The 24,935-nt window shown below is 33.5% G+C and carries 10 protein-coding genes; all 10 read right to left on the bottom strand.

Annotated elements, in window-relative coordinates; genetic code table 11:
• Positions 1-13 precede the first annotated feature (13 nt).
• Positions 14-3,496: a glycosyl hydrolase gene (locus tag CHB67_RS14750; protein WP_089382562.1), complete on the bottom strand. Its 3,483-nt coding sequence runs from the start codon at positions 3,494-3,496 to the stop codon at positions 14-16.
• Between the two features lie 10 nt (positions 3,497-3,506).
• Positions 3,507-6,551 carry a sugar-binding domain-containing protein gene (locus CHB67_RS14745; protein WP_245813563.1) on the bottom strand — a complete coding sequence of 1,015 codons (3,045 nt, stop codon included), beginning with the start codon at positions 6,549-6,551 and terminating at the stop codon, positions 3,507-3,509.
• Positions 6,552-6,752: 201 nt separating this feature from the next.
• Positions 6,753-10,238, bottom strand: coding sequence for a T9SS type A sorting domain-containing protein (locus CHB67_RS14740; RefSeq protein ID WP_089382561.1), 3,486 nt, complete (start codon positions 10,236-10,238; stop codon positions 6,753-6,755).
• An 81-nt stretch (positions 10,239-10,319) separates the two neighbouring features.
• A complete protein-coding gene (locus CHB67_RS14735; RefSeq protein ID WP_089382560.1) occupies positions 10,320-13,013 on the bottom strand; it encodes a glycoside hydrolase family 2 TIM barrel-domain containing protein in 2,694 nt (897 codons plus the stop codon).
• A gap of 149 nt (positions 13,014-13,162) precedes the next feature.
• Positions 13,163-14,710: a sulfatase gene (locus CHB67_RS14730; RefSeq protein ID WP_245813562.1), complete on the bottom strand. Its 1,548-nt coding sequence runs from the start codon at positions 14,708-14,710 to the stop codon at positions 13,163-13,165.
• 136 nt (positions 14,711-14,846) lie between these two features.
• The gene (locus tag CHB67_RS14725; RefSeq protein ID WP_089382558.1) at positions 14,847-16,328 is read right to left on the bottom strand and encodes a sulfatase family protein; all 1,482 of its coding nucleotides are present in this window, start codon (positions 16,326-16,328) and stop codon (positions 14,847-14,849) included.
• Positions 16,329-16,344: 16 nt separating this feature from the next.
• Entirely contained in the window at positions 16,345-17,319 is a 975-nt protein-coding gene (locus tag CHB67_RS14720; protein WP_089382557.1) for a family 43 glycosylhydrolase, read from the bottom strand.
• Positions 17,320-17,321: 2 nt separating this feature from the next.
• Positions 17,322-20,084 carry a family 78 glycoside hydrolase catalytic domain gene (locus CHB67_RS14715; protein ID WP_089382556.1) on the bottom strand — a complete coding sequence of 921 codons (2,763 nt, stop codon included), beginning with the start codon at positions 20,082-20,084 and terminating at the stop codon, positions 17,322-17,324.
• Positions 20,084-22,894, bottom strand: a complete 2,811-nt coding sequence (locus CHB67_RS14710) for an alpha-L-rhamnosidase (protein ID WP_089382555.1) — start codon at positions 22,892-22,894, stop codon at positions 20,084-20,086. Before CHB67_RS14710 ends, CHB67_RS14715 begins: the two co-directional genes overlap by 1 nt.
• A gap of 21 nt (positions 22,895-22,915) precedes the next feature.
• Positions 22,916-24,826 (bottom strand): glycoside hydrolase family protein, encoded by a 1,911-nt coding sequence (locus CHB67_RS14705; RefSeq protein WP_089382554.1) that lies wholly within the window; start codon positions 24,824-24,826, stop codon positions 22,916-22,918.
• Positions 24,827-24,935 lie beyond the last annotated feature (109 nt).

The raw sequence follows: 24,935 nt of genomic DNA, 5'->3' as shown, positions 1-24,935 counted from the left end.
TGGTTTAATTCTTCTATTTTAACTTTTTTACAACTTGCACATTAATTTTCACAGGTCCTAAAAGTCCTGACATTAACAACTCATCATTTTTCCCCCAATGTTTCCAAGATGGAAAAGTTGTTCTTTTTGAAGGACGTTTTGTGTTATTTAGCAACCAATTTGGTAAACTTTTCATTTTATTTCCTTTACGTTCAAAATCTAACAAAAAGTTCTCATCACCAATCAATCGGTTTACCCACAAATTGGTAATCTTAATTTTTATATTATTTACCCCTTTTTTTACATAATCAGTAATATCAACTCTAAAAGGTGCTTTCCAAAGTGTGGCTACTTTTTGGTTATTTATAATCACTTCAGCCATAATACCTACACTTCCTAAATCTAATTCTAACGCATTTTCTTTAGATACCTGTTTTTTAGATAATTTGAAATTTTTCTCATAAATAGCCGTTCCTGAAAAATGTTGAATTTCTTCTTCTGAAGCTTCAGACCAAGAAGTTAATGCTTTGTATGTTTTCTTTTTTGAAGTTCCATTTTGTAAAGGAAAAGTCACTTCCCAGTTTTCAGAAAGCACTATTGGTTTTGGAACTTTTACTTTTACACTTTTTGAGGTGCCTAAATTTGTTTTGTAAGACAAATTACCTGAAAAAGGCGTTTTCCATATTGCATTTCCTTTTTCTATATAAATTTCTGAGGAAGAAATAGATTTGTTAAGATTTAAAAATTCTCCTTCAGAAATAATTGAAGTTCTTGTGTTTCCGTCTGTTTCAAAAGTTATTTTAAGGAAGTTATTGTTGTTTTTTAGTGTTTTTCCTTCAACTAAATCATCTGAAATTTTGATATTATAAATTTCAGAAACCACCTGTTTTTTAATCTTTTCAGTAACATCAAAAGCTTCAAAGTTTTTAGGCACACCTTTGGTTTCAGGTTTAAATTTACCAAATATTGCCGAAATTATCTTGAGTTCTTTATCCCCTGCATCAATCGTAACAAACTCTCTTTCTTCTGCGTGAATGTATTTGATTTCATCACCAATTTGATATGCTAATCGGAATTCTTTTACATAGCCCATTGCTGGGTCACAGTCGCAAAAACCTCTAGACATTTGAAAATTTAACTTTCCATTATGTACTTCTTTAACTACTTTATCTGTTATATCTATTAAACCTTCTTGCAAGAAATTTCCATATTCAGCTTTTATTATTTTTAAATTGGATAAGGCAACTGCTTTGGGTTTTTCTAAGCTCATATTCGCTTTTACAATATGACTTTCACTTGCTGAATTCTCTCTAAAAACCACAAAAACAGAAGCTTTACTATCTAAAGTTAACGGAATGCTAGTTGTGCCGTCGGCATTTGTTTCCCAAACCGCTAATTCTTTAATTTCTCCAGTTTCCGAATTCCACAATTCAGGTTGCTTGTTCAATATTCTAAAACGAGCTGTAAAGGTTGTGCTTTCTTTTTTTGCATTGGCAATAAAATAAATAGCTGCATTTGCTGTTTTTCTATGGATAAAACTGATGTCCGTTGCATTTCCTTCTTCAATAGAAAAATCTGGAGAAATCTTGTTATTATTTAGAAATTCTTCTACGGAAATATTTTGAATCAAATTACTATCCCAAAGCGCTTGGGCTGTGGTTTTAATATAAGCATCGTTTTGTGGGTAATTGGTTAAACTTGGAGATTGTGTTGGTTTTGCACCAATTACTTTTGCTCCTTTATGAACCAAAGACGCTATTATTTTTAAGGTTTTTTCGGTTATCCAATCGCTTTTTGGCAGTAATAACACTTCATAAGCAACCCCAAATTTTGTCACTATTTTTCCATCCTTCACACTTAATTCAGCCAATTTATTAGCACCAATTAAATCGTAATCGTACCCAGATTTTTTAAGTTCTGGTAATAAAAATGCGGTATTTGGAGAAGAATCTCCCGTGAAAAATAACACATCTGCCACATTATTTCCTTGTTGTAATAAGTATTGTGATTTGGCTATATAATCTAAATACGATTTACTTTGTGTCCACCAGGTATTTAAACGATTAAAATCAAAACCGTGGTAACTTAGCGCCATTCCTGGGCCAACATCCCAAGGTTGATGTACATAGGTATGAAAAATAAAACGTGTAATACCTTCAGCCCAAGCTTTATCGCCAATAGATTTTATAGTTGCAGGATGTTTGTCCCAACCACCAATTCCGGTAAAAGACTCTGCACCCACAATGGAACTTCCATTTAAATGCGCAATGGATGACACAAATTTTGAAGAATCGAAAAACGGATAGCCTCCACTCCAAAACTCACACATTACAATATCTCCTTTGTCACCCACTTGCATATTATCAAAAGGTCCCCAATAAGGTTCTACAGAAAATTTTAAATTGTTTTTATGACATAATTCTGAAAAATGACCATAATAATTCTCAGCAATTAAATCGCCAATAGTTCTTCTAAAATCCCATTGAAAACGCTCAGTAATTTCACCACTATCTACATAATACCCTGCTAAGGTTGGCAAATAAGACAGTAAACTATAGCCTCTTAATTTTTCAAATTCATCTTCAAAACCAGTAGTCCAGTTTTGTGAACCAACTTCATAACTATCAATTAAACAATTATTAACCGTAGTTCCTACTAAATCGCCTAATTTATTTAGAATTGGTTGAATTCCAGCATTCCAATATTTATCCAAAGCGGTTTTAGACATTTTATCGACCTCTAAACCTTGACCACCCGCTGGTGCAGGTCTATTTTTTGCGCCGTTTGCAGTATGACCAATTCGTAAAATAATCCATTCACCTTCTGGTACATTCCATTCTAAAACACCTTCACTAGAGAACTTAGAAGTGATATTAATAATGCTTTCTTTTTTTACAATGGCAGCTTCTGAAATTTCTTTGGTATCTGGCAATAAGTGATTTCTAATTCTATTTGATAAAATCTTATAATCTAAACCATCAATTTTTAAAGAATCTTTTGGTTTTGGAAATGCTACAATGGCTATATCTTTATAAAAATCAAATTTTGTTTTAGGTTTTGGTAATTGGCTATGAAATTGGTTTCCACCTTCAACAGTAAGTTCACTAAAAACTACGGTTTGCATGGCATTTTCTGGCGTTACCCAAGGACCTCCAGAAGAAGACCAACCGGCACTGTTATGAAACGTTAATTCTAAGCCTAAACGCTGTGCTTCTTTTGCTGAATAATGAAATAGCTCTAACCATTCTTCAGACATATATTTTACGGGACCTTCGGGAAAACCTAGGTGTACATTAAACAATTGTGCTTCTTGAATGCCCACTTGTTTCATTGCTTCTAAATCTTTTGTAATTCCAGATTTAGAAACGTTTCCACTAATCCAATGCCACCAAGTTCTTGCTTTTGCTTCGTTGGGTGGATTTTGAAAATTATCTTCAAGATTTATTTCACCTAAATTTTGAGCCTGTATGCTAAAACAAAAAAATAGTAATATTAGGCTGTAAATGGTCTGTTTCATACTTCAGTAATTAATCAACAAATAATTCGTCAATAAAAGGACCACTTTCTCCTGTAGTTTCTATCCTAATATTATTTGCTCCTGCTTTAAGTCTTAATATGGCAGGAACAAATTTCCATTCTTTTTCCCAACCACCAGTTGGTTTAAATTCAAGTGTTCTTATGTACTCATCATTTAGATATAATTTCATAGGATGTAACTTCCCTTCGTTGTTGTGCATATATCTAAAACGCATACTGTAATCACCTTCTTCACCGTCGTTTTCTTGATAAAATGTAATGGCACCTTCTTTACCATCAAATCGCACAAATCCACTTCCTTTATAACGATGTGCTGCATCACTTACTATTGCTCCACCTTCAAGAATACCTTCTTCTGCAGAAATATTTATGCCTCTACCAATCCACATATCTTTAGAGTGTTCATCACCCCAAAACAACCCTTCGTTTTTACCAAAGGTTTCTTCCATAGTTAAAACAACTTTTCCGTTTTGTTTTACCACTGCTTTTACAGTAGTACCCTCTAAAACAGTAAATGATTTCTTATAAACGATTCCTGAAGTAGCTGGATTTTCTCCGTTAACGGTATACAAAATTTCTAAATCAGAAAATTTAGATGTTCCAAATAAAGCAATTTGCTGCGCATCAATACTTATTTTGTTTGAAACGTACAACGCTTTATCACCTAAAATAGCAGCTGTAATTATGGAAGCATTTTTAGCTGCTGCTTTTTCTTCCATAAACAAGCGTACTTTCCCGAAAAACAAACTTCTATAATCAGCTTTTGTACGGCTTGTAGGATCGATAGGATTTCCATTTTCAATAGATACTTTTTCAATATCGCCTTGTAAATTGTAATACACTTTATTTTCAGCATAAGGAAATAGGTTTCCATTAACATCAATACCTTCTGAAGTTAAAATATAACTAGCTCTAAAGCTATCTTCAGCTGCTAATTTTGAGATCGTATTATTTAATTTTGAAGGTTGATCACTTGTATTAAAAGTTGTTCTTTTTACTTCTTTTCCTTTGATATAAGCTACTGCTTCTAACTTTCCTTCTTCATAAGGAACCATCCATTCACATTGCATTTCATTCCAAACGGTCCCTGGTTTGTCTTTACCTAAAGACTTTCCATTCAAAAATAATTCAACCTCATCTGCATTAGAATATACCCAAACCGGAATCACAGTTCCTTTTTCCATTCTTGGATGAGTCCAACTAGGTAACATATGCAGCATGGTTTTTGTTGTCCATTGACTTTGATAAAAATAGAACAAGTCCTTTTTAAAACCAGCAACATCCAATGCTCCACCCATAAATAAATTAAAAGGCAAACCACCATGTACTAAACCTGCTTCACCATAGTAATCAAAACCTGTCCAGCGGAAATGTCCACTATGCCAAGGATGATCTCGCATGACTTCCCAATATTTTCTTGCTGAAACTCTTACTGTTGCATTATCATAAGAAGAATTGAAACTTTGCTTTCTGTTTTTCCAGTTTTTAGGGTTGATACCTTCATAAAAGAAAATTTCTTTTTCGGTTAAATTTGGCAACTCATATGTTCCTGGTAACTCATTGTCTCTCCACCATGTTTGTGTTCTATAATACCCACGTGTTTGCCAAGTGTGTGGCGCTTCCGTAGAAATAAATGGTTTATCAAAGGTTCTATTTTCTATAAACGATTTGGTTTCAGAACCTCCATTTACACCCGTAATATCCATATCTTCAGAGTTTCCAGCTCCTGAAGTAAACAGTCTTGTATCATCTAAACTACGTCCTAATTTTACCAATTCAGGTGCAATATCACTATGCGTTTCATTTCCTAAACTCCAAACAAAAATACTTGCATGGTTGCGGTCTCTTGTAATCCACTCAGTTATATCGCGTTTCCACCATGCATCAAAAGCCTGTTTACCATAATCTTGAGGGGCTTTTTTGTGCCAACCGTCAAAAATTTCATCCATAACCAGCAAACCAATTTCATCACAAATGTCATAAAACATTGGTGGTGTTGGATTGTGCGATGGACGAATGGCATTGATACCCATATCTTTTAAAGATTGTAATTTCCAACGTAACATTGGTTTTGTCCAAGCGCCACCTACAGGACCACCTTCCCAGTGTTCACAAACACCTTTTAATTTTACGTTTTCTCCATTCAACCAAAAACCCGTTTTTGTTTCCCATTTTACAGTTTTAAAACCAAACGTAGTTTCAACCTGATCAATTACTTTTTTACCATCAACTAATTGGGTAATTACTTTGTATAAATTTGGTGTTTCTGGACTCCATAATTTAGGATGCTCAACTTCAAGATTTATGGTACTTTCTAAATCTTCAATTTTTTGTATTGTTTTAGTTAAAACCTTTCCTTCAGAAGATAAAATACTAACCTTACACTCTTTCCCTTCGGAAGCATTTACAAAAGTAGTTTTTACAGTTACTGAAGCTTGTGAATGTTCAATTTTAGGTGTCGTTACAAATACACCATTTGGAGCAATGTGCGAATTGTTAACTTCAATTAAACGCACTGCGGCATAAATACCACAAGGATGATACCAACGCGCTGAAGGTTCTAAGCTATTATCTACTCTTATAGCAATGGTATTTTGCCCTTCATTTAAATATTTAGAAATATCGTAGCGAAAACTTATATAACCATAAGGTCTTTTACCTAAATAAATGCCATTAATCCAAACTTCACTATTCATATAAACACCATCAAAATTAATGTAGGTTATTTTTGAAAGACTTTCTTTAGTTATATTGAACGATTTTCGGTACCAACCAATACCACCATCGTGATAGCCACCACCTTGCCCTTGATCTCCTCCTTTTCGAACCCCTTTTTCAAAAGACCAATCGTGCGGAACATCTAAAATATCCCAAGAACTAGCATCAAAATCTTTTGCTGAAAATGCATCTTGATCATCTAAAATAAAATTCCAATTATTATTGAAATTAATTTCTGTACGTTGTGAAAAACATTGCATTGAAAAAAATACAAATGCAAGTGTTAAATAGGTTTTAATTATTTTGCTAATTTTCATACTACTTTTAAGAATTTATTTTTTACTAATCGATATTTTTGTTTTACGAAACCTTAAATCTAAGTTGCTTTGAACTCTTAGATATTCTGCTTGACTTAAAATTTAAAATATGTAGTTCTATAAAATAATTTTATAGAACTACATATTTTTAACCAATAGATTCTATTTTATTTCAAAAGAACTTATTGGTTTATTTAATAATTACTGTACAATTAATTTTTGCGTATAGCTATTTCCTTGCTGATCTGTGATTACCACCAGGTATAATCCGCTTTTCATATTGTACTCTTTTGTGTTTATTATTAGTTTTTCCTGACTTGCATTATTTGTATATACTTTTACACCTAACATATTATAAACACTTACATTTTCCAAATCAATTTCACCTACATTAATTGTAAATGAACTACTTGTTGGGTTTGGATATATTTTTATTTTTTGTTTTAAATTAATAGGATCGTCTATAGACAATGTTTCAAGCTTTAATTCAAAATAATCTAAATCAAACCCATAATCTAACAAACTAAACCTTAGTACATGCTCTCCGGCTTCTAAATCAAAATTACCTATGGTCTCTGTTAAAAAACTTCCAGAACCTGTATTAGTAAGTACAATATCACTTAAAAATGTAAGGTTTTCATCTGGAAAAGAAACTGTAAGTTGTTTAAATACAGGGCTTCGTCTTGTTTGATGCCTTACATCTAGGCTATAATTACCTGCCTGCTCAACATTTACAGTAAACTCTAACCATTCACCTGATTTTATATCGCGCACCTGTGTTCCTGCTGAATTGATATCAACCATTTCATCAGGTCTAAAAGATGAACTATTTTGATTTTTCTTATCCCAATAAGCAATATCAATTCCACCGTTATCATAATGTTCAAATTCTATTCTACCAGGAATTGGATGTGGTAAACTATTAGTAGTATATGCCCATTGATTTGGTGTTAATACAGTAAGTGAACTTTCTTTAGTTACACCTTGCGCATCTTTAGCTACAATTTTAAGTAAATATGACAACTCAGTCATATTTGTTAATTCAGGAATTGAAGTCCATACATATGGCGCTCCTATTTTAGTACCTACATTTACATTATTAACAAACAAGGTAGCCTCTGTAAAATCTGAACCAATAATTGCTTCAACATCTAAATTAGATCCTTTTGCGACTTCTTGATTATTAGAAAGATCTTTAAACCCAACTATTCTACTAATATCTGCTGTAACTTCAACAACAAGTTGTCCTTTTTTACTAGCATCGGCCTGAAGCGCATGTTCACCGTAAGATAAACTTGTTCCTTCACCAATATACAAGGTAACGTAGGCTTTATCTAGAATTTGCTCATAACGCACAACAGCAAAATGACCAGTAAAGTTAATTCCTGCTTCAGGTATACTAACAATTTTAGATGCATCTTCCTGACAAATTACATAATCTGTAATTACTTTATCACCAACCTGACTATTTACCTTTGAACCAACAATAACACCACCTCGGTATAAATGTTCTACAGACTTAACGCTGGTATTTGTAGATTTTGAAGGCTCAAAAATATGCACATAAGGTGAGTTCCAGGCCTCTCCTTGCTGTCTGATGGCAACAATTTGTGTTTTTTTATTGATATAGCCACCTTTTGCTTCACGAGTTGCAGGTCCAAGTGCTTTGGTATATTCACGCGCTACGCCTGCAGGAGCAAACATATTCATATACGTATTGGTTTCATTTAAATCAAAACGTACTTTAATGGCTTCATTGGTTGATGCTGTTACATTTGTATTTTCAAAAAATCGCCAACCTGGTGACTTTTGTAAATCACCTATATCATTTTGATATCTAGTTGTTGGTGAAACTGGTAATGGTGTTCCATCCACTGTTGAGATATTAGTGGCATCACCTAAATTGTGATAAATGTAATCATGAAAATTATTTGTTTCCAATGATTTTGAACGGAACATATCAAAATAGTAGCCCGTAGTTTCACTTGTTCTTATGGTACTTAATGTTCGTTTAGATTGTTCATTATTTACTTTATCATCTAAATACTGAGTAGCAAAACTGAAATTTGGGTTGATAGGATCTTCTAAATGTTTTGGTTCAGCAGCAACATTTACGGTAGTATTCATCCATAAATAAGAATCTGTATTCCAAGAACCAGACTGCCTACCATGGGTTTCTCCATTTACAATCATTGTATTGTTACCCGCATGTCTCCAAAAATAGTTTTCGTGTTCAGGTTCTTTTCTTTCAGCAAGTGTTTTAGGTAATCCTGCATTGGCTGCCATTATATAACCGGCACCATACAGTTCCATAGTAATACCTGTAGCATGTGAATGTACATAGTGTGCACCTCCAATAATTCCACAAAGTCCATAATCCTCGTTATTTTCTTCAACATAATTACGTTGTAATGCAACTCCCGCATGTTTAATAACAACCGTTGGTTTTTGAAAGTCTATTGCTCCACTTATTACTTTTGGAATATCTATACCCCAAAATAATTGATCAAAAGCTCTATAATTTCCAAAAGTGGTTATTGGCACAATAGGGTTATACCCTCCTTCGGCATCATAACCTTGTCTTAAAGCTACCTTTGCTTTGTCAATATAATTAGTATACCCTTTTCTAGTGGCTAAATTTAAGGTATATCTGTATATTTCACCTGTTTTATCAATATCTCTATGAGAATCTCCATAACGTACAAAACGTCTGTTTGGCATTCTTAGATTATCAAATAGAAAATTTCCATCCAGAATATGCGTATTATTATTCATTACATTTAATTCTGGTTTCAATTTGTCTACTAAATTTAGTACCAATGTAACGTTTTGCATAAAACTATAACTAACCGCTTCAGGCCAAATACCCTGTTCGCCAAACATTGGTAAAATGGTTTTTGTGAAAGAGTTTTGTTGACTTGTACCTACATTCCAAAATACATTAAACATTCTTTCTCTTTCGGTATCATCTTCAATGCAAAGAATACTAAATAAAACTCCAGGCGCTCTTAATATTGGGTGGTTACTTACCGTTTTCCCATATTTAGTATCTGTACCTCCATGTTCATGTAAAGCATTCATAGCAATATTATAAACAGCTTTTTGAGCTTTTACATTATCAAAGGCAATCTGAGACCCATTAGATTTACTATACACTTGTGTACCAGGTGTTTTTAAGTAATTCACCATAAAATCATAAGCTATCGCAAATTGAGCATATCCTGATCTAGGGTCATAAAAATGACTTCCACTCATTGCTGTATTACTAGGGCTTCTTGTTGAAAGTTGCTCTATATAATACCATAAAATATCCGCTGCAAATTGTGCATATTTTTCTTCTCCGGTTACATAATATACCATTGCGGCATAGGATGCATAGTTAAGTGCCTTAGCGTGTCCTGCATTAGCTGAACTAGCCGCTGATTCAGATAAATTATCATCTGCTGCTAATGCTGGTATTGTATTAAGAATTGTAAGTGGATTTGTAATATGCGTATTCACTTTAGCCTCAATGGTTCCTTTAGCCTTTGTAACAATGCTACTTGCCCAATCGTAATTTTGAATTTTAGCCAACACATCGGTTTTTTCAGCTGGTGTTGTCCAAATAACTGGATGCTGTAAAGATTGTGAAGACAATAACATTATTTTAAATAAAAATAATATTAATAATGTATTTTTTGTTTGCATTAGGTTTGGTTTTGCTATTTATAATATTACCACCTTAGTACATAAACTAAGATGGTAATAGTTGAATTAACAGTTCTGTTTTTATAATTTTTTATAAATTTCAATTGCATTCAATACAGGTTCACCGACAATTTTTTTGAAATCAACGATTAATGGTTCTCCGTCTTTTACGCTTACTTCAGATTTAATTTTTACAGCTCTATATTCTCCATACTGTCCTAAAATATCCATTTTATCAAGTACTTTATTTCCATTGATAATCACTGAAAATGTACGATTTGTAATTTTTGCTACTTCTAAGGTTTCTTCTGTTAAATCATACGGTAAATGTTTTGCCTTTGTACCTTCTAATTCAGCAAAATGAAGTTTCACTTCGTATACACCTGCAGGTACATCAAAACGATATTGCTCTATGCCTTTTAATTGGGTTTGATAAAGCGGATCATTTTTAGTTCCTTTGATTGTTTTTTTAGCACCATAAGGTTGTTGCGCATTTTTTACAGGTCTAACATAAGGTTCTCCACCTATATGCCCCCAACCTCCTTCAGTATAAGCTCTATCAAACATCCAAGCTTGCTTAATTTGATCATCGTAAAAGAAACGTTGATCTCCAACATTGATTGAGATTCCACTAGCAGGGAAATTCTTTAATGAAATTGGAAGTACATTGATACGAATGGCTGAAAAATCTTCTAGATAAATTCCGTTTGTACTTTTTGCAACTAATTGATTGGTACCATCTACAAAAGGTACTTCAAAAACAGCAATTTTATCTACTACTTTTTTTACACCAAGACTTTTACCATTTAATACTAATTCAATTTCATTTTGGTTAGAGAAAATTTGCACAGGCATTGTTGAAATACCCGATCCATCTTTGTCTTCAACATACGTACGCTGCCCCCAAGTTTTGGTAGCAATGGCTAAAAAAGGTTCTTTTAACAACGAAGCTTGATAAAAGTAAAATACATCTTTTGGAGTACGATCTAAAGTAACCAATCCTTTATTATTGATACTTTGAACCGCATCAATACGTCCTTCAGAATTAAAATCGGCATAATTCCACACATTTGCTCCTGCAATAAAATCGTTTTTAGCGAAGTATTCTAAATAGTATTTATGATACTCAACACCATATTCTTGTGTAAAATCAAAACGTGTTGGGTACAAAGTATGTAATCTTGGGTCAACTCCTGCACCGTACTCTGTAATAATCATTGGTTTTTTTACTTTAGCTCGCATTGCTTCAATTCTCTCTGGAAGCAATGTATATGAACCACCATACCATCCATTGTAAATATTCCAACCAACAATCATTGGAACATCCGTCAAACCAGCTTCACTATATCGCTCTACACTGTTGTGATTCGGAATCATTGTATATCTGTAAGGATCTTCAGCACGTGTTAAATCTTCAATTTTTTGTGCCAATTCAACAATATAATCTGTATAAATTTTATAACGCTCTTTATCGTTTTTAAATTTAGGATGCAAAATAATTTCGTTCATATATGCCCAAATAACTAAACTTGGGTGATTGTAATTTTGACGAATCATTTCTAATTGTGCACTTAAACAGTTTTTTGTAAACCCTTCACTTTCGGTAACTGTATCAATAATTGGCGTTTCAACTGTTGTAATAATACCTAAACGGTCGCACAACTCTAAAATAGCAGGGTCTTGAGGATAATGCGCAATACGTAAAAAATTACTTCCCATCGCTTTCATCAACAAAACATCTTCAACATGAATATGATCTGGAACCGCATTGCTGATGTCTTTATAATCTTGGTGACGGTTGGTGCCAATTAATTTTAAGTATTCTCCATTTAAAAAGAAACCTTTATCTACATCAAACTTAAACCAACGGAAACCTAAAGGATTTGCCGACTCGTCTAATTTTTGATTTGTTTTTGCATCGTAAATTTCACAAACTACTTTGTACAAATTAGGCGAATCTGTTGACCATAATTGAGGATTTGAAACTGGTTTTAATTCTAAATTGAATTCATTAGAAATACCTGCTTTTAATTTCAATGAAGCCGTTTTTTCTTGTACCAATTCTTGGTTTGGACCATAAATTTTTGTTACCAATTTTACTTTTTTAGCTGAAGTTTCATCATTTTGAATCTTCACTTTTAAGTTGATGTCTCCGCTTTCAGCAGATACTTTTGGTGTAGTTATAAAAACACCATTTGCTGCATCCTCTTCAATATTAAAATGAACTTTTTCTCTAACTACCAAATTTACATCACGATACATTCCACCAAAAAAAGTAAAATCGGCGTGCAATGCTGGCCAATCTTCATTGTCTGAATTGTCTGCTTTAACTGTAACATTAAACGTTGTAAACTCCGTTGCTTTGTCAAATTTTATATAGTCTGAAACAGGTACTACAAAACGTGTAAAACCTCCAATATGTGTGCTGGCTAATTTGTTATTTACATAAACTTCAGCAGCAGTTGCCACGCCTTCAAAGAAAAGAAATACTTCTTTTTCACTAAAAGAAGTTGGAATTCTCACCTCTTTGGTATACCATCCTGCACCACGATAAAAACCTTCTTCTTCATCAGTCACATCTTCAACATTCCAAGTATGTGGAATATCAACCAATTCTGCTTTGTCTTTTTGCGAATTAAACTGATTGATATCTTGTATAGAATTGTCTTTAACGAAATGCCACGATTCGTTAATTGTATATTTTAATTGAGCATTTACCTGACTGTAAAAGGTAATTATTAAAAATGTTGTAATAAATAATAAGCGGTTTTGCATGTTACTGGTTTTAAGTTTTTTTAAACAGGTCTAAAAATAACTTAATCAACAAAGAATTGTATCCTGTACTATGCGGTTAAAGCTTAAAACTTGGAGTTTAAGAACATATTAAGATTTATTACTCCTATTTTAACATATTTTATAAAACACTAGTCTACAGTTTGAATACTTCCCCACCAGGTTTTATTAGGTTGCCAATCATTCTGCAACATATCTTTACGAAGCGTTTCATGATAATTAAACATATTCTTTTTCTTTTTTGCGATGGCTTCTTTTTCTTTTATTGCATCGTAAAGTGGATCAGGTTCTGGGTATTTAGCTCCAACTTCTTCTAACCAGTTTAAGAGTGCTTTGGACATCTGAGTTGTTTTTTCTGGTTGAAGTTTGGCTAAATCGTTATCTTCATGAATATCTTTAACTAAATTATATAATTCATTGTGCCCATCTTCCCAAAAATGAATGAGTTTCCAATCTCCTTTTCTCACTATAGAAACAGGCCTTCCACCTTGGTTTCCATAATGCGGATAATGCCAATATAACGGGCGCTCTTCCAATGTATTTCCTTTTAAAACGGGAACAATACTTTTACCGTCTACCTGTGCATTTGATGGCAAAGGCAAACCTGCAAGGTCTAGTATTGTTGGAAAAAAGTCGCTTCCTGCAACAGGAATATTACTTTGTTCAGCTTGTTGATGCATCCAAGGAACGCTTACAACATACGGAATCCTTATACCGCCTTCCCACTGATAACCTTTACCGCCTTTTAACGGAAGATTATTGGTTGAATAGTTATCTCCAGACGTTACCCCACCATTGTCTGAAGTAAAAATAACGATGGTATTTTTATCTAAACCTGTTTCTTTGAGTGCGTTTAAAACCATTCCAACAGCATCATCCATTGTTTCAACTAAACCTCCATAAACAGGATTGTCTTGATATTTTCGCATAGGCAATAAATCACCTTCTTCAAAACCTTTTTCAGCAACTCCATTTTCAATAGCTTTGTCTCGGTATTTTTCCCATTTTTCTTTTGAAGTTTGGATAGGTCCATGTACCGCATAAAAAGACAAATACGCTAAAAATGGTTTGTCTTTTGAAGCTTTTATGAAATTTACCGTTTCTTTAGCCAACCGCATAGAAAGATTTTCGCCTGGCTCTTTATTGTCTAATTTTGGATTGTTGAAAGGCGCAAAATAACCACCTGCAGGACCTCCTCTATGGTACCCTCCTTTGTTCATATCAAATCCATAATTTTCAGGATAAAAACCTTCGTCTCCCAAATGCCATTTACCAGCAAAAAAAGTTGCATATCCTGCATTTTTCAAAGCCATTGGCAATGTTACCATGTTGGTATCTATATGATGTTTGTATGCTGCAGGAAGCACTTTAGTGTAGCGGTTTTTTGTACGCCAAGCTTCACCTTCGGGAGCGCCAATCCAATCTGTAACTCCGTGCCTTGCTGTAAACTGACCTGTTAACAATGTTGCTCGTGACGGGCTACATACTTGGCAACCTGCATACCCATTGGTAAATACCATTCCGTTAGCAGCGATTTCATCAATATTAGGTGTTTCATAATATTCACTCCCCATAAAACCTAGATCTGAATAACCCAAATCATCAGCTACAATGAAAAGAATATTTGGCTTTTCAACTTTTACCTTTTGTTCTTTGGTTTTGCAAGATATAGTTAGCAAAATCAAAAAAATAAATCCTAAATTCCTCATTAAATTGTATATAAATATTAAAAATAGGTTGCGCTTTTAAAGCCAACCTATTTTTTAAAACAGCAATAGTATTTAAATGTTTTTCTTCAAAAATTTCAAAACTATTTTATTTCATTATTGGAGATTGTAAAACTCCTTTACCTTCATTCCAAGCCCTCCAATCAATAGCATTTCTTTTTTTATCAAATGTATAGTTCCATTTTTTCATATAGAAATCACGGGGTTTAAATTCGTCTCCTATATCATTTAATGCTGCATTTAATTGTTGATCCAAATTTTGTTGAATCTCTTTAACTTCAGGCTTATTTAATAAGTTATTCATTTGATAAGGATCGCTTAAATTATCAAAAAGTGCACTTGCTCCTTCAGGAGTTTTTGCATAAGTGTATTGCTTAGTTCTAATAGCTCTGTATTCTGAATCTTTTATGTTTGAACCAAAAGGACTCACATTCATTACCAAAGCTGCACGATCAGCATTTGGATCTGGATTTTTAATTAATGTAGCAATATTTTCTCCTTCAACAGTTGCTGGAATTTTAATATTAGCCAAACCTAATAATGAAGGAAGTATGTCTGGTGTATTGATTGGTGCATTTACAACTGTTCCTTTATTTTTTCCTATTGAAGGGTAACTAATTAAAAAAGGAACTCTAAGCGCCTCATCCCAAGCCAATTGTTTTACAAAAGGTTTTACACCATGCGCTCCCATCATTTCACCATGGTCTGATGAAAATACAACAATGGTATTCTCTAATAAATTTAATTCTTTTATTTTATCTAAAACCGTTCCAATAGCTTCATCTGTAGCTGTACAATGAGCATAGTAACCTTGCAATTCTTTACGTGTTCTCTCTTCCCACTCTTTTGAAACATTTGGAGCTAACTTTAAGCTTTCTTGAGGATACATATCCTTAAATTTTTTAGGAGCGCTATTATGAGGATAATGTGGTGTTGCTATTGATATAAACAATAAAAAAGGGTCATCACTTTTAGCGTGATCGCTTAAATATTTATTGGCATCTTTAGTTAAAGCATTTGGTGAATAACCTTCCCAATATTTCATTTCAGGATCGTCATTTTCATAATAAGGCATCTTCGTATAATTGTGCGAACACTCTAAACCTTTCCAATAATCAAACCCCTGACGTCTTTCAGGAATTACGTTATTTAATCGGCCATGACCATCTAAATGCCATTTTCCTAAATAAGCAGTATTGTATCCTTCAGCCTTAAAAATTTCAGCCATACATAGCTCTTCTGAAGGCAAATAAATATCGTTTAAAAACATTCCCGTTGAAGTAGGAAACCTACCTGTTAGTAACGCTGCACGGTGAGGTGTACAAACAGGAGTAACTGAAACCGCATTTGTAAAATTTACAGCCTCTTTTGCAAAATTATCAAGATTAGGTGTTTTTACATTTGGATCACCTGCATAACCTAAAGCTGAACCTCTCCACTGATCGGTTAAAATGTAAACAACGTTTGGTTTTGATTGCTTTTTTACTTCAGCTGTTTTTTTTGATTTCTCGCAACTTACTAGTGCTATAACACTTAGCAAAGCTATACTTAGTAATTTATTAATTTTCATTTAGTTTAATTTAATTTTATTTGATTTTTTTAACTCCTGTTTTGGTTGCATAAATTTCTTTAATTGTTCCATCTTCATTATAATACAAATACTCTATACAAGTGTTTCTTCTATATTTTGTACCGCCATTCCAATCTTGTACATGATAAAAGAAATAGTTTTGCCCTTTATATTCAACTATAGAATGATGGTCTTGTCTTTGTTTTGGGTTGATACCTCCTTTATATTCAAAGGGTCCATACGGACTGTCTCCCATAGCATAAAAACCTCCTAAACCAGCGTTGAATGAAAAATAATAGTTCCCATTTTGCTTGTGCATATAACTAGCTTCAAAAAAATTATTACTTCCATATTCAATGGTTCTTGGGGTTTCTGCCAATTCTAAAAGGTTGTCTTTTAATAGAGCTACTTTTGGCTCTCTAACACCCCAATATAAATAGGTTTTCCCATCATCATCGGTAAAAACACATGGATCTAACCATTGCCCTTCAACACCTTCTATCCAACCCAAATATTTAAAAGGTCCTTCTGGTACATCACTAACAGCAACACCACAACGCATATCATCTTTTACTCCTTTTACAGAATGAGGATATAGTAAATAGTATTTGTTATTTTTATAAATAGCTGTTGGTGCCCACATCCATCCGCCAACACCCCAAGGGATATCTCTAGAATGAAGCACCTCTCCATGGTCTTTCCAATTTACCATATCTGCTGAAGAAAATGCGTGGTAACCATCCATTGAGTCGTAGAATGTAGCATCTTCCATATCGTGTGATGTATACATCCATACTTTACCATCTTTCCAAACATGCGCTGAAGGATCTGCAGTACGTATATGACGAATTACAGGATTATTAATATCCTTTTTATTAGCTATTTCTTGCTGGTTGACATTAACTTCAATCGTCTTTTTTTTATGAATACAACCTACTGTCGACAGTAAAATCAACAAAAATACAGATGCTATGTAAATTTGCTTTAACATAATTAGAATTTAGACACCAACATATAGGTACCTGGTTGCGCCAAAAATTCAAATGAATTTGCAGTTGTTTTTGTTAATTTTATATGCTCGTTATCTTTAAAAGTTTCACCATTTAAAAGCAATGCTTCTGAAGTATTTGCTGGAATACTAATTACAGCAGTTGTATTTGGCGGAATTGTAGTTTCTAGTTGAAATGTATTATTTTCTATTTTCCAAGAAGAAGTTACCTTTCCATAAGGCGTTTCATATGATGCAGAAGCAGCATTAAGTGGTGCATTTGGCTGCGGTGCAATACTTATTTTTTTGTATCCTGGCTCAAGTGGAGCAATACCAGCAATACGCTCGTACATCCACTCGCCAATTGCTCCGTATGCATAATGATTTAAACTATTCATATTCATAGGATTGAAACCTTCTTCTTTACTGTAACTGTTCCAACGCTCCCAAATAGTAGTAGCTCCTTGATTGATTGAATAAAACCATGAAGGATACGTTTCATTAAACAATAATTTATACATTAAATCGATTTCTCCTGTTTCATCTAAAACTTCAGACAATAAAGGTGTTCCTAAAAAACCAGTACGTAAATGATTGTCTGCCTCATTTATTTTTTCTAATAAATACTGTTTTGCATTGGCTTGTTTTGCTTCAGGCAATAAATCAAAAGCAAGAGCTAACAAATAAGATGTTTGTGTTTCTGCAACATCTTTAATCTTTCCTTTTTCATCAAAAAACTTTTCAGCAAAAGCATTTGCTACGTTTTTATACAACTGATTGTACGTATTATAATCTTCAGTTTTGCCTAATGCCTGTGCTGTTTGTGCAGTTAACTTAGCTGAATGCGCAAAGAAAGCAGTTCCAATTAAAGAGTGTGATGTATCTCCTTTGTTGTCTCCATTAGCCGGAAGCGGTTGTAACCAATCTGCAAAACCTCCCATAGATGATATAAACTTTTTAGATTTAGCTTGGTGATAGGCTACCCAACCTTTCATTGTTTCGTAGTTTTCTTCAAGAATTCTCTTATCTCCCGTTCTATAATAAATTTTCCAAGGAATAATAGTACATACATCTCCCCAACCTGCACTTACTTTGTTATTGTATAAAACATCTGGCACAACCCAAGGAATTCCTCCGTTATCGTATTGCGACTCACGTACACTTTGTAACCAACTTGCCCAAAACTTGTAAACATTTGCATTAAACATAGCTGTAGGTCCAAATACTTGTGCATCACCTGTCCACCCCATACGTTCATCTCTTTGCGGACAATCGGTTGGAATATCAAAGAAATTTCCACGCAATCCCCAAACAATATTACTTTGTAACTGATTTAATTTTTCGTGTGAAGATGTAAAAGTTCCATTTTCTTCAAAATCTGAATATTGAACCAAACCAGTTACCCAATCTTTTGAAGGTGTTTTAGAAGCATCAAATCCGCTTAACTCTACATAACGAAATCCGTGAAAAGTAAACTTTGGCATCCATTCAACAACGCCATCTTCTGATGCAGTGTAATAATCTGTAGACTGAGCACTTCTATAATTATCGGTATAAAAAGTACCATCTGGTGATAACATTTCAGCAAATCTAATTTTAAGCGTTTCCCCTTTTTTCATTGGCACTTTTAACAATGGCACACCTACCATATTTTGCTGTAAATCAAAAATTGCAGCACCATCTTTTTCAACAACTTCTTTGGTTTCTAATGTAATTTTAGATTTAACTGTTGTATGGCGTTTAGGTTCTAATTTAATATCATTTGAAATATCAAAAGCATTTACTGGTTTCCAGTTTTTGTCATCAAAAGTATTGGTAGTCCATGCTGGCATTTCTAAATTGGCATCGTAGGTTTCTCCATCATAAATTTCAGAAAGACGTATAGGTCCATTTGTTGTTCCTTTCCATAATGCATCAGAAACAATGATTTCTTTTGAACCATCTTCCATAGTTAATTCTAACTGACAAATAATTTTTGGAGATTCGGTATCACTCCAGTAAGATTTCATCCATCCCAATCTTCCAGAATGCCAACCTGCAGCAACCTCAACACCTATGGTATTTTTTCCTGAATTGATTAAATTACTTACATTATACGTAATGGTTTCAATACGTTTTTTATAAGATGTATAACCCGGAGGCATTACATCATCGCTCACATCTTGTCCGTTTATTGCCACATCAAAAACACCTTTAGCTGTGATATACAATCTTGCTGAAGCCACATTTTTAGTCAACTCAAAACCTTTTCTAAGGTATTGTGGTCTGTGAATAATATTCTCTTGACTTCCAATTACACCTTCTTCTTTTGTAGGTAAGCCTATCCATTCAGCCTGCCAATCACTATTGTTTAACAAGCCCAATTCAAATGAATTTATTGCACTCCATTCAGATGCCACATTATCTTGGTTCCAATACTTTACTTGCCAATATACTTTTTGACGAGAATTTAATGCTTTACCTGCATATTGAATAAATGTTGATTGAATGCTTTCTTGTTTGTTAGAATCCCATAAATCGGCATTGTTTGGTAAAAGCGCTTCACTACTTGCCACTACTATTTGATAAGCTTTTTGACTTTTAATGGTAGTAGCTACGGGCAACTGCCATGAAAACGTAGGTGTAGCATCATAAAAGCCTAATGGATTTTTAAACCCTTCAGAAATAATTAACCCTTCTGGTTTTGAAACATGCTCTTGTTTGCAAGATACAAACAAGCACAAAATAGTTAAAAATGTAACTGTGTAAAAAGATGATTTTAAGTTCATTATTGAAATTTAGATTGAAATTTAGATTGAAATTTAGATTGAAATTTATAAGTTCCTGGTTGCGCCACTAATTCAAATGAATTTGTTGCTTTGTTTATTAATTTTATAGCTGTATTATCTTTAAAAGTTTTACCATTTAAAAGTAATTCTTTTGAAGTATTTGCTGGAATACTAATTTTTGATGAAGTATTTGGAGGTATCACAACATCAAGAATAAAGTCCTCATTTTCAATTTTCCAAGACGAAGACACTTTACCATAAGGTGTATTTAAACTTGCAAAAGCCGATGTTAAAAACTCGGTATTTGGTTGTGGTGCAATTCTAATTGATTTGTAACCTGGCTCTAAAGATGCAATACCTGCTATACGCTCGTACATCCATTGTCCCACAGCACCATATGCATAGTGGTTAAGGCTATTCATACTTTCAGTATTATAACCTTCCTTTTTACTAAAACTATTCCAACGTTCCCACATGGTAGTTGCGCCTTGATTGATAGAATAAAACCATGATGGGTAGGTTTCTTTAAATAGAATTTTATACATTAAATCTACCTCTCCCATAGCATCTAAAACTTTTGGTAAAATAGGTGTTCCTAAAAAGCCTGTACCTAAATGATTGTCTGCGTTTTTAATTTCTTCCAATAAATGCTTTTGAGCTTTTACTTTGGTTGCTGGTTTTAACAAATCAAAATATATGGCCAATAAATAGCTTGTTTGTGTTTGCTTTTCTTGCTTAAACTTTCCGTTTTCATCAAAAAATTCATTTTCAAAAGCATTGGCAACAGCTTTATATAAATCTTGATATTTTTTTTGGTCTTCAGTTTTCCCCAGAACTCCTGCTATTTTAGAAATTAAATGAGCGGAATGCGCAAAATAAGCTGTGTTTATGAACTCTTTTGGTGTATCGCCTCTATTTCCCATTTTACCTGTTTTAGTTGGATAAGGTTGTAACCAATCTGCAAAAGAGTGCGTTTTTGGAATATATGCTTTCTCCTTTACTTTAGACTGATAATAACCAACCCATTTTTTTGCAGATTCATAACTATCTTTAAGCACTGTAACATCTCCTGTTAAATTATAAATATCCCAAGGAATAATTACACAAGCATCTCCCCAACCAGAACTACCATTTCTATTTTGAAGTACATCTGGTACAATAAAAGGTACTAAACCATTTTTATGTTCTGATTGATTTTCCCTTAAACTTTGTAACCAAGCGGTCCAAAAAGCATGCGTATTGTAATTAAACATTGCTGTTGGTGAAATAACCTGCGCATCTCCAGTCCATCCTAAACGTTCATCGCGTTGCGGACAATCGGTAGGAATATCGAAAAAATTATCGCGCAAGCCCCACGTAATGTTACTTTGTAATTGGTTTAATTTTTTATGAGAAGAAGTAAACGTTCCGTTCGCTTCAAAATCTGAATGCTGCACCACACCTTGTACCCAACTTGAATCAGGTTTTGCTTGTTGATCATAACCAATTAATTCTACAAACTGAAATCCATGAAATGTAAATTTTGGTTTATAATTTATTACACCATCTTCAGCAGCGATGTAATAATCAGTTGATTTAGCTGAACGATAATTTGTGGTATAAAACGAACCATCAGCTAATAGCATTTCAGAAAAGCGAATTTTTAATGTATCTCCTTTTTTCATTGGCACTTTAAACATTGGTACTCCAACCATATTTTGTTTTAAGTTAAATATTGCGGTATGCTCATTTACTGCAACCAACTCAACATCATCTATAATTACTTTTTCTTTAACTGTACTATGACGCTTAGGCTGCAATTTGACAGTATCTGTAATAGCTTCGGTTACTACATTTTCCCAAGAAGTATCATCAAAATTTGAAGTTAACCAATTTGGTATTTCAAGATTGGCATCATAAGTTTCACCATCGTAAATACCAGCCAATCTTATTGGACCGTTGGTAGTACCTTTCCAAGTTTCATCTGAATAAATAACTACTTTAGAACCATCTTTCAACTCAATTTCAAGTTGGCATAAAATTTTAGGAGAGGCAAAGTTTTCGTAAAGTGCTTTTCCTCTACTTATTCTTCCTGAATGCCATCCTGAAGCTAATTCAACAGCTAAGGTATTTTGTCCAGCTGCTAAAAGCTGTGAAACATCATAAGTAATGGTTTCAATACGGTGGTTATAAGGTGTCCAACCTGGAGGCATTACATCATCACTTACGTTTTTACCATTTAAATGCACATCAAAAACACCTTTTGCTGTAATGTATAATCTTGCAGCAATCACTACTGAAGATAATTCAAAACCTTTTCTTAAATATTGCGGACGATGCATTAAAAATTTTCGCACCCCTTTTATACTGTCTTTGGCGGTATTTAACCCAACCCATTTGGCTTTCCAATCGCTATTATTTAACAAGCCTAATTCAAATGAATTGATTTCACTGTATTCTGAAACTTTATTATCTTGATTCCAATAACGTACTTGCCAATAAACTTTTTGACGAGAATTTAATGCTTTCCCTTCGTACTTTACAAATGTTGATTGATCGCTTTGTCGCTTTTTAGAATCCCATAAATCGGGATTATTTGGCAAAAGCGCTTCACTAGTAGCTACTACTATTTGATACGCCGATTGACTTTTCACCTCTTTAGAAACTGGTAACTTCCAAGAAAAAGTAGGTTGTGAATTGTAAAACCCAATAGGATTTTTAAACCCTTCAGAAACTGTCAATTCTTCAGATTTTAACAATTGCTGTGCTTTAACGGGAAAAGCAACAAACAATACGAATGCACTAAAAATTAAAAGGTTTTTTACTTTCATTTTTATAATATATTATGTTCCTTAAACAATTTCAATAGTACAAATAACCTCTTTTGTTCCTTTTGGAAAAGCAACCATTATTGGCAACACTTCCATTCCAGGAACTTGATTAAAAATACGCTCTTTTTCTGAAGGTTTAATTGCCAATGCCACATTTGCTTCAATAACAACTACCCCTTCTTTTTTATGAATTTCTATTTTATTTTCTGAAATTTTAACCACTTTTTCACCAGTTGGAGAAATAATTGGCAATACCAACCTATCTCCATTTGCTTCATCTGTAGTTCTTAACGCTTTAATGGTTGTTTTTTCTTCATCAAACAAATAATTTAATTTAAAATCTCCTGATGCATCTAATGTTTCTTTTTCTCTATTTGTTAATGCTGCAAGCACTTCAAAATTGATAATTCCATTTTCATCAGTATTAGCAACTTTTGCTTTTAAATCGTGAATATTGGTATACCAAACATCATCAACAAAACGTTCAACACGCGGTGTTAAACAAAAGTCTTCACCAGGTTGAGGTTGTTGATTGTATGGTTCTACCAACAAATACTCCGCCATACTGGCTGTAAATAAAGGTCCTACTTTTTGATGCCACAATACAGCTAACGAACCTCCTGTTGCAGCCACTGAATATTTTTTCTTCCAAATTTGATCGTAAGATGAAATGGTACTTTTCCAAGGACCTCTTGCCCCTAGCCAAACATCTAACTCTGAAAAATGTTTTACACCATCACTTACAGTTCTTGGCACTGGTGTATTTTTAGTTACATTTTTCACATGTTCAGAATTATCTAAAACAAACGCTAAATTTTTAGCATGTGCAAAAGTATGATGCATACAAGGCTTAACTCCGTGTGTTTCATAATGCAACCCTCCGGCTAAAAGTCCGTTTACAGTACAACGTTGTAACAACTCGGTACTTAAAATTGCTGCGGTTCCAAAAGCAGGATTTCTATTTGCCATTAAAGCGAAAGCTGGCTGACAACCATCTGTTGTTCTACTTCCCCAATACGTCCATTTATTTTGTCGAGTACCAAAACTATTATCCCAAGCACCATCTGGCAACATAAATTCTAGGTGGCCATTTAAAGATGCTGTAAGTAAATTTAATAATTCTTCATCTTTTTCAACAAGGGCATATTGCACTACTCCATTTAAAGTTTCTTCAACATTATACCCTAAATCTATTGGATATAAACCTTTTGCACTTTTATCATTATCGGGCTTGTCTTCTCCAAAAATAAGCTTATTAGGTTCAGTTAAATATTGTGGAACTAGCGCCGCAAACTCTTTACTTCTTAAAATGTATCTTTCTTCATTAAAATATTTTCCTAAAAAACTTAACGCATAAATAGCCGTAAACCTATAATTTATATGACTAAAGTGCATGTCAAATTTGTTATACACAATTTCAATAGCTTGCTTTAAACGGTTTTCCCATTTTTCTTTAAGTTCTCTAGGTAAAATATGACCGTGATGATGTAAGGCTTCTCCTAACGCAATGGTTCCAAAAACAGTGGTTCCCCACCAAGATTTTGGATCAATCATATTGGTCCAACTACCATTAGGTAAATCAACATTTACCGACCAATCCATTACTTTTATTGCAGCGTCTAAGTATTTTTGTTCACCTGTTTTATCGGCCATATACAAAAATGGATAAACCGATTCTTGACATCTACCGTGAATTACACCACAAGCTTCGCAATACAAAGCGCCATTAGATACAGCATCAGCTGGATCATTTATTTGTTCACGAATCATGGCATCACACCAAGTAGTTAATAAGCTAAGAGATGAAGCTTCAAAATCAGTCATGCCAACTGATTTTTGATTTTTATGATTTGCTTCTGCACAAGCATACACAGGTAATATTAAACCTAAACTACCTATTGCTGACAGGTGTACAAAAGAGCGTCTTTCCATTTTTTTTAAAACATCTGTTAATTGCGATAAATATCGTCAAATCAACAAAAATTCCTATCCTGTACTGTTATGTTCTAAAGTTGTTTTATAACCGTTTTATAGCAAAGCC

The organism is Lutibacter agarilyticus (genome assembly GCF_900188235.1).
Classification (GTDB): domain Bacteria; phylum Bacteroidota; class Bacteroidia; order Flavobacteriales; family Flavobacteriaceae; genus Lutibacter; species Lutibacter agarilyticus.
This window is presented reverse-complemented; position numbering and strand designations above follow the sequence as displayed.

Bases quoted from the DNA above. Each gene is read 5' to 3' on its own strand.
- CHB67_RS14720 (WP_089382557.1), bottom strand. From the start codon at position 17,319: ATGTTAAAGCAAATTTACATAGCATCTGTATTTTTGTTGATTTTACTG.
- CHB67_RS14715 (WP_089382556.1), bottom strand. From the start codon at position 20,084: ATGAACTTAAAATCATCTTTTTACACAGTTACATTTTTAACTATTTTG.
- CHB67_RS14740 (WP_089382561.1), bottom strand. From the start codon at position 10,238: ATGCAAACAAAAAATACATTATTAATATTATTTTTATTTAAAATAATG.
- CHB67_RS14735 (WP_089382560.1), bottom strand. From the start codon at position 13,013: ATGCAAAACCGCTTATTATTTATTACAACATTTTTAATAATTACCTTT.
- CHB67_RS14750 (WP_089382562.1), bottom strand. From the start codon at position 3,496: ATGAAACAGACCATTTACAGCCTAATATTACTATTTTTTTGTTTTAGC.
- CHB67_RS14710 (WP_089382555.1), bottom strand. From the start codon at position 22,894: ATGAAAGTAAAAAACCTTTTAATTTTTAGTGCATTCGTATTGTTTGTT.
- CHB67_RS14745 (WP_245813563.1), bottom strand. From the start codon at position 6,551: ATGAAAATTAGCAAAATAATTAAAACCTATTTAACACTTGCATTTGTA.
- CHB67_RS14705 (WP_089382554.1), bottom strand. From the start codon at position 24,826: ATGGAAAGACGCTCTTTTGTACACCTGTCAGCAATAGGTAGTTTAGGT.
- CHB67_RS14725 (WP_089382558.1), bottom strand. From the start codon at position 16,328: ATGAAAATTAATAAATTACTAAGTATAGCTTTGCTAAGTGTTATAGCA.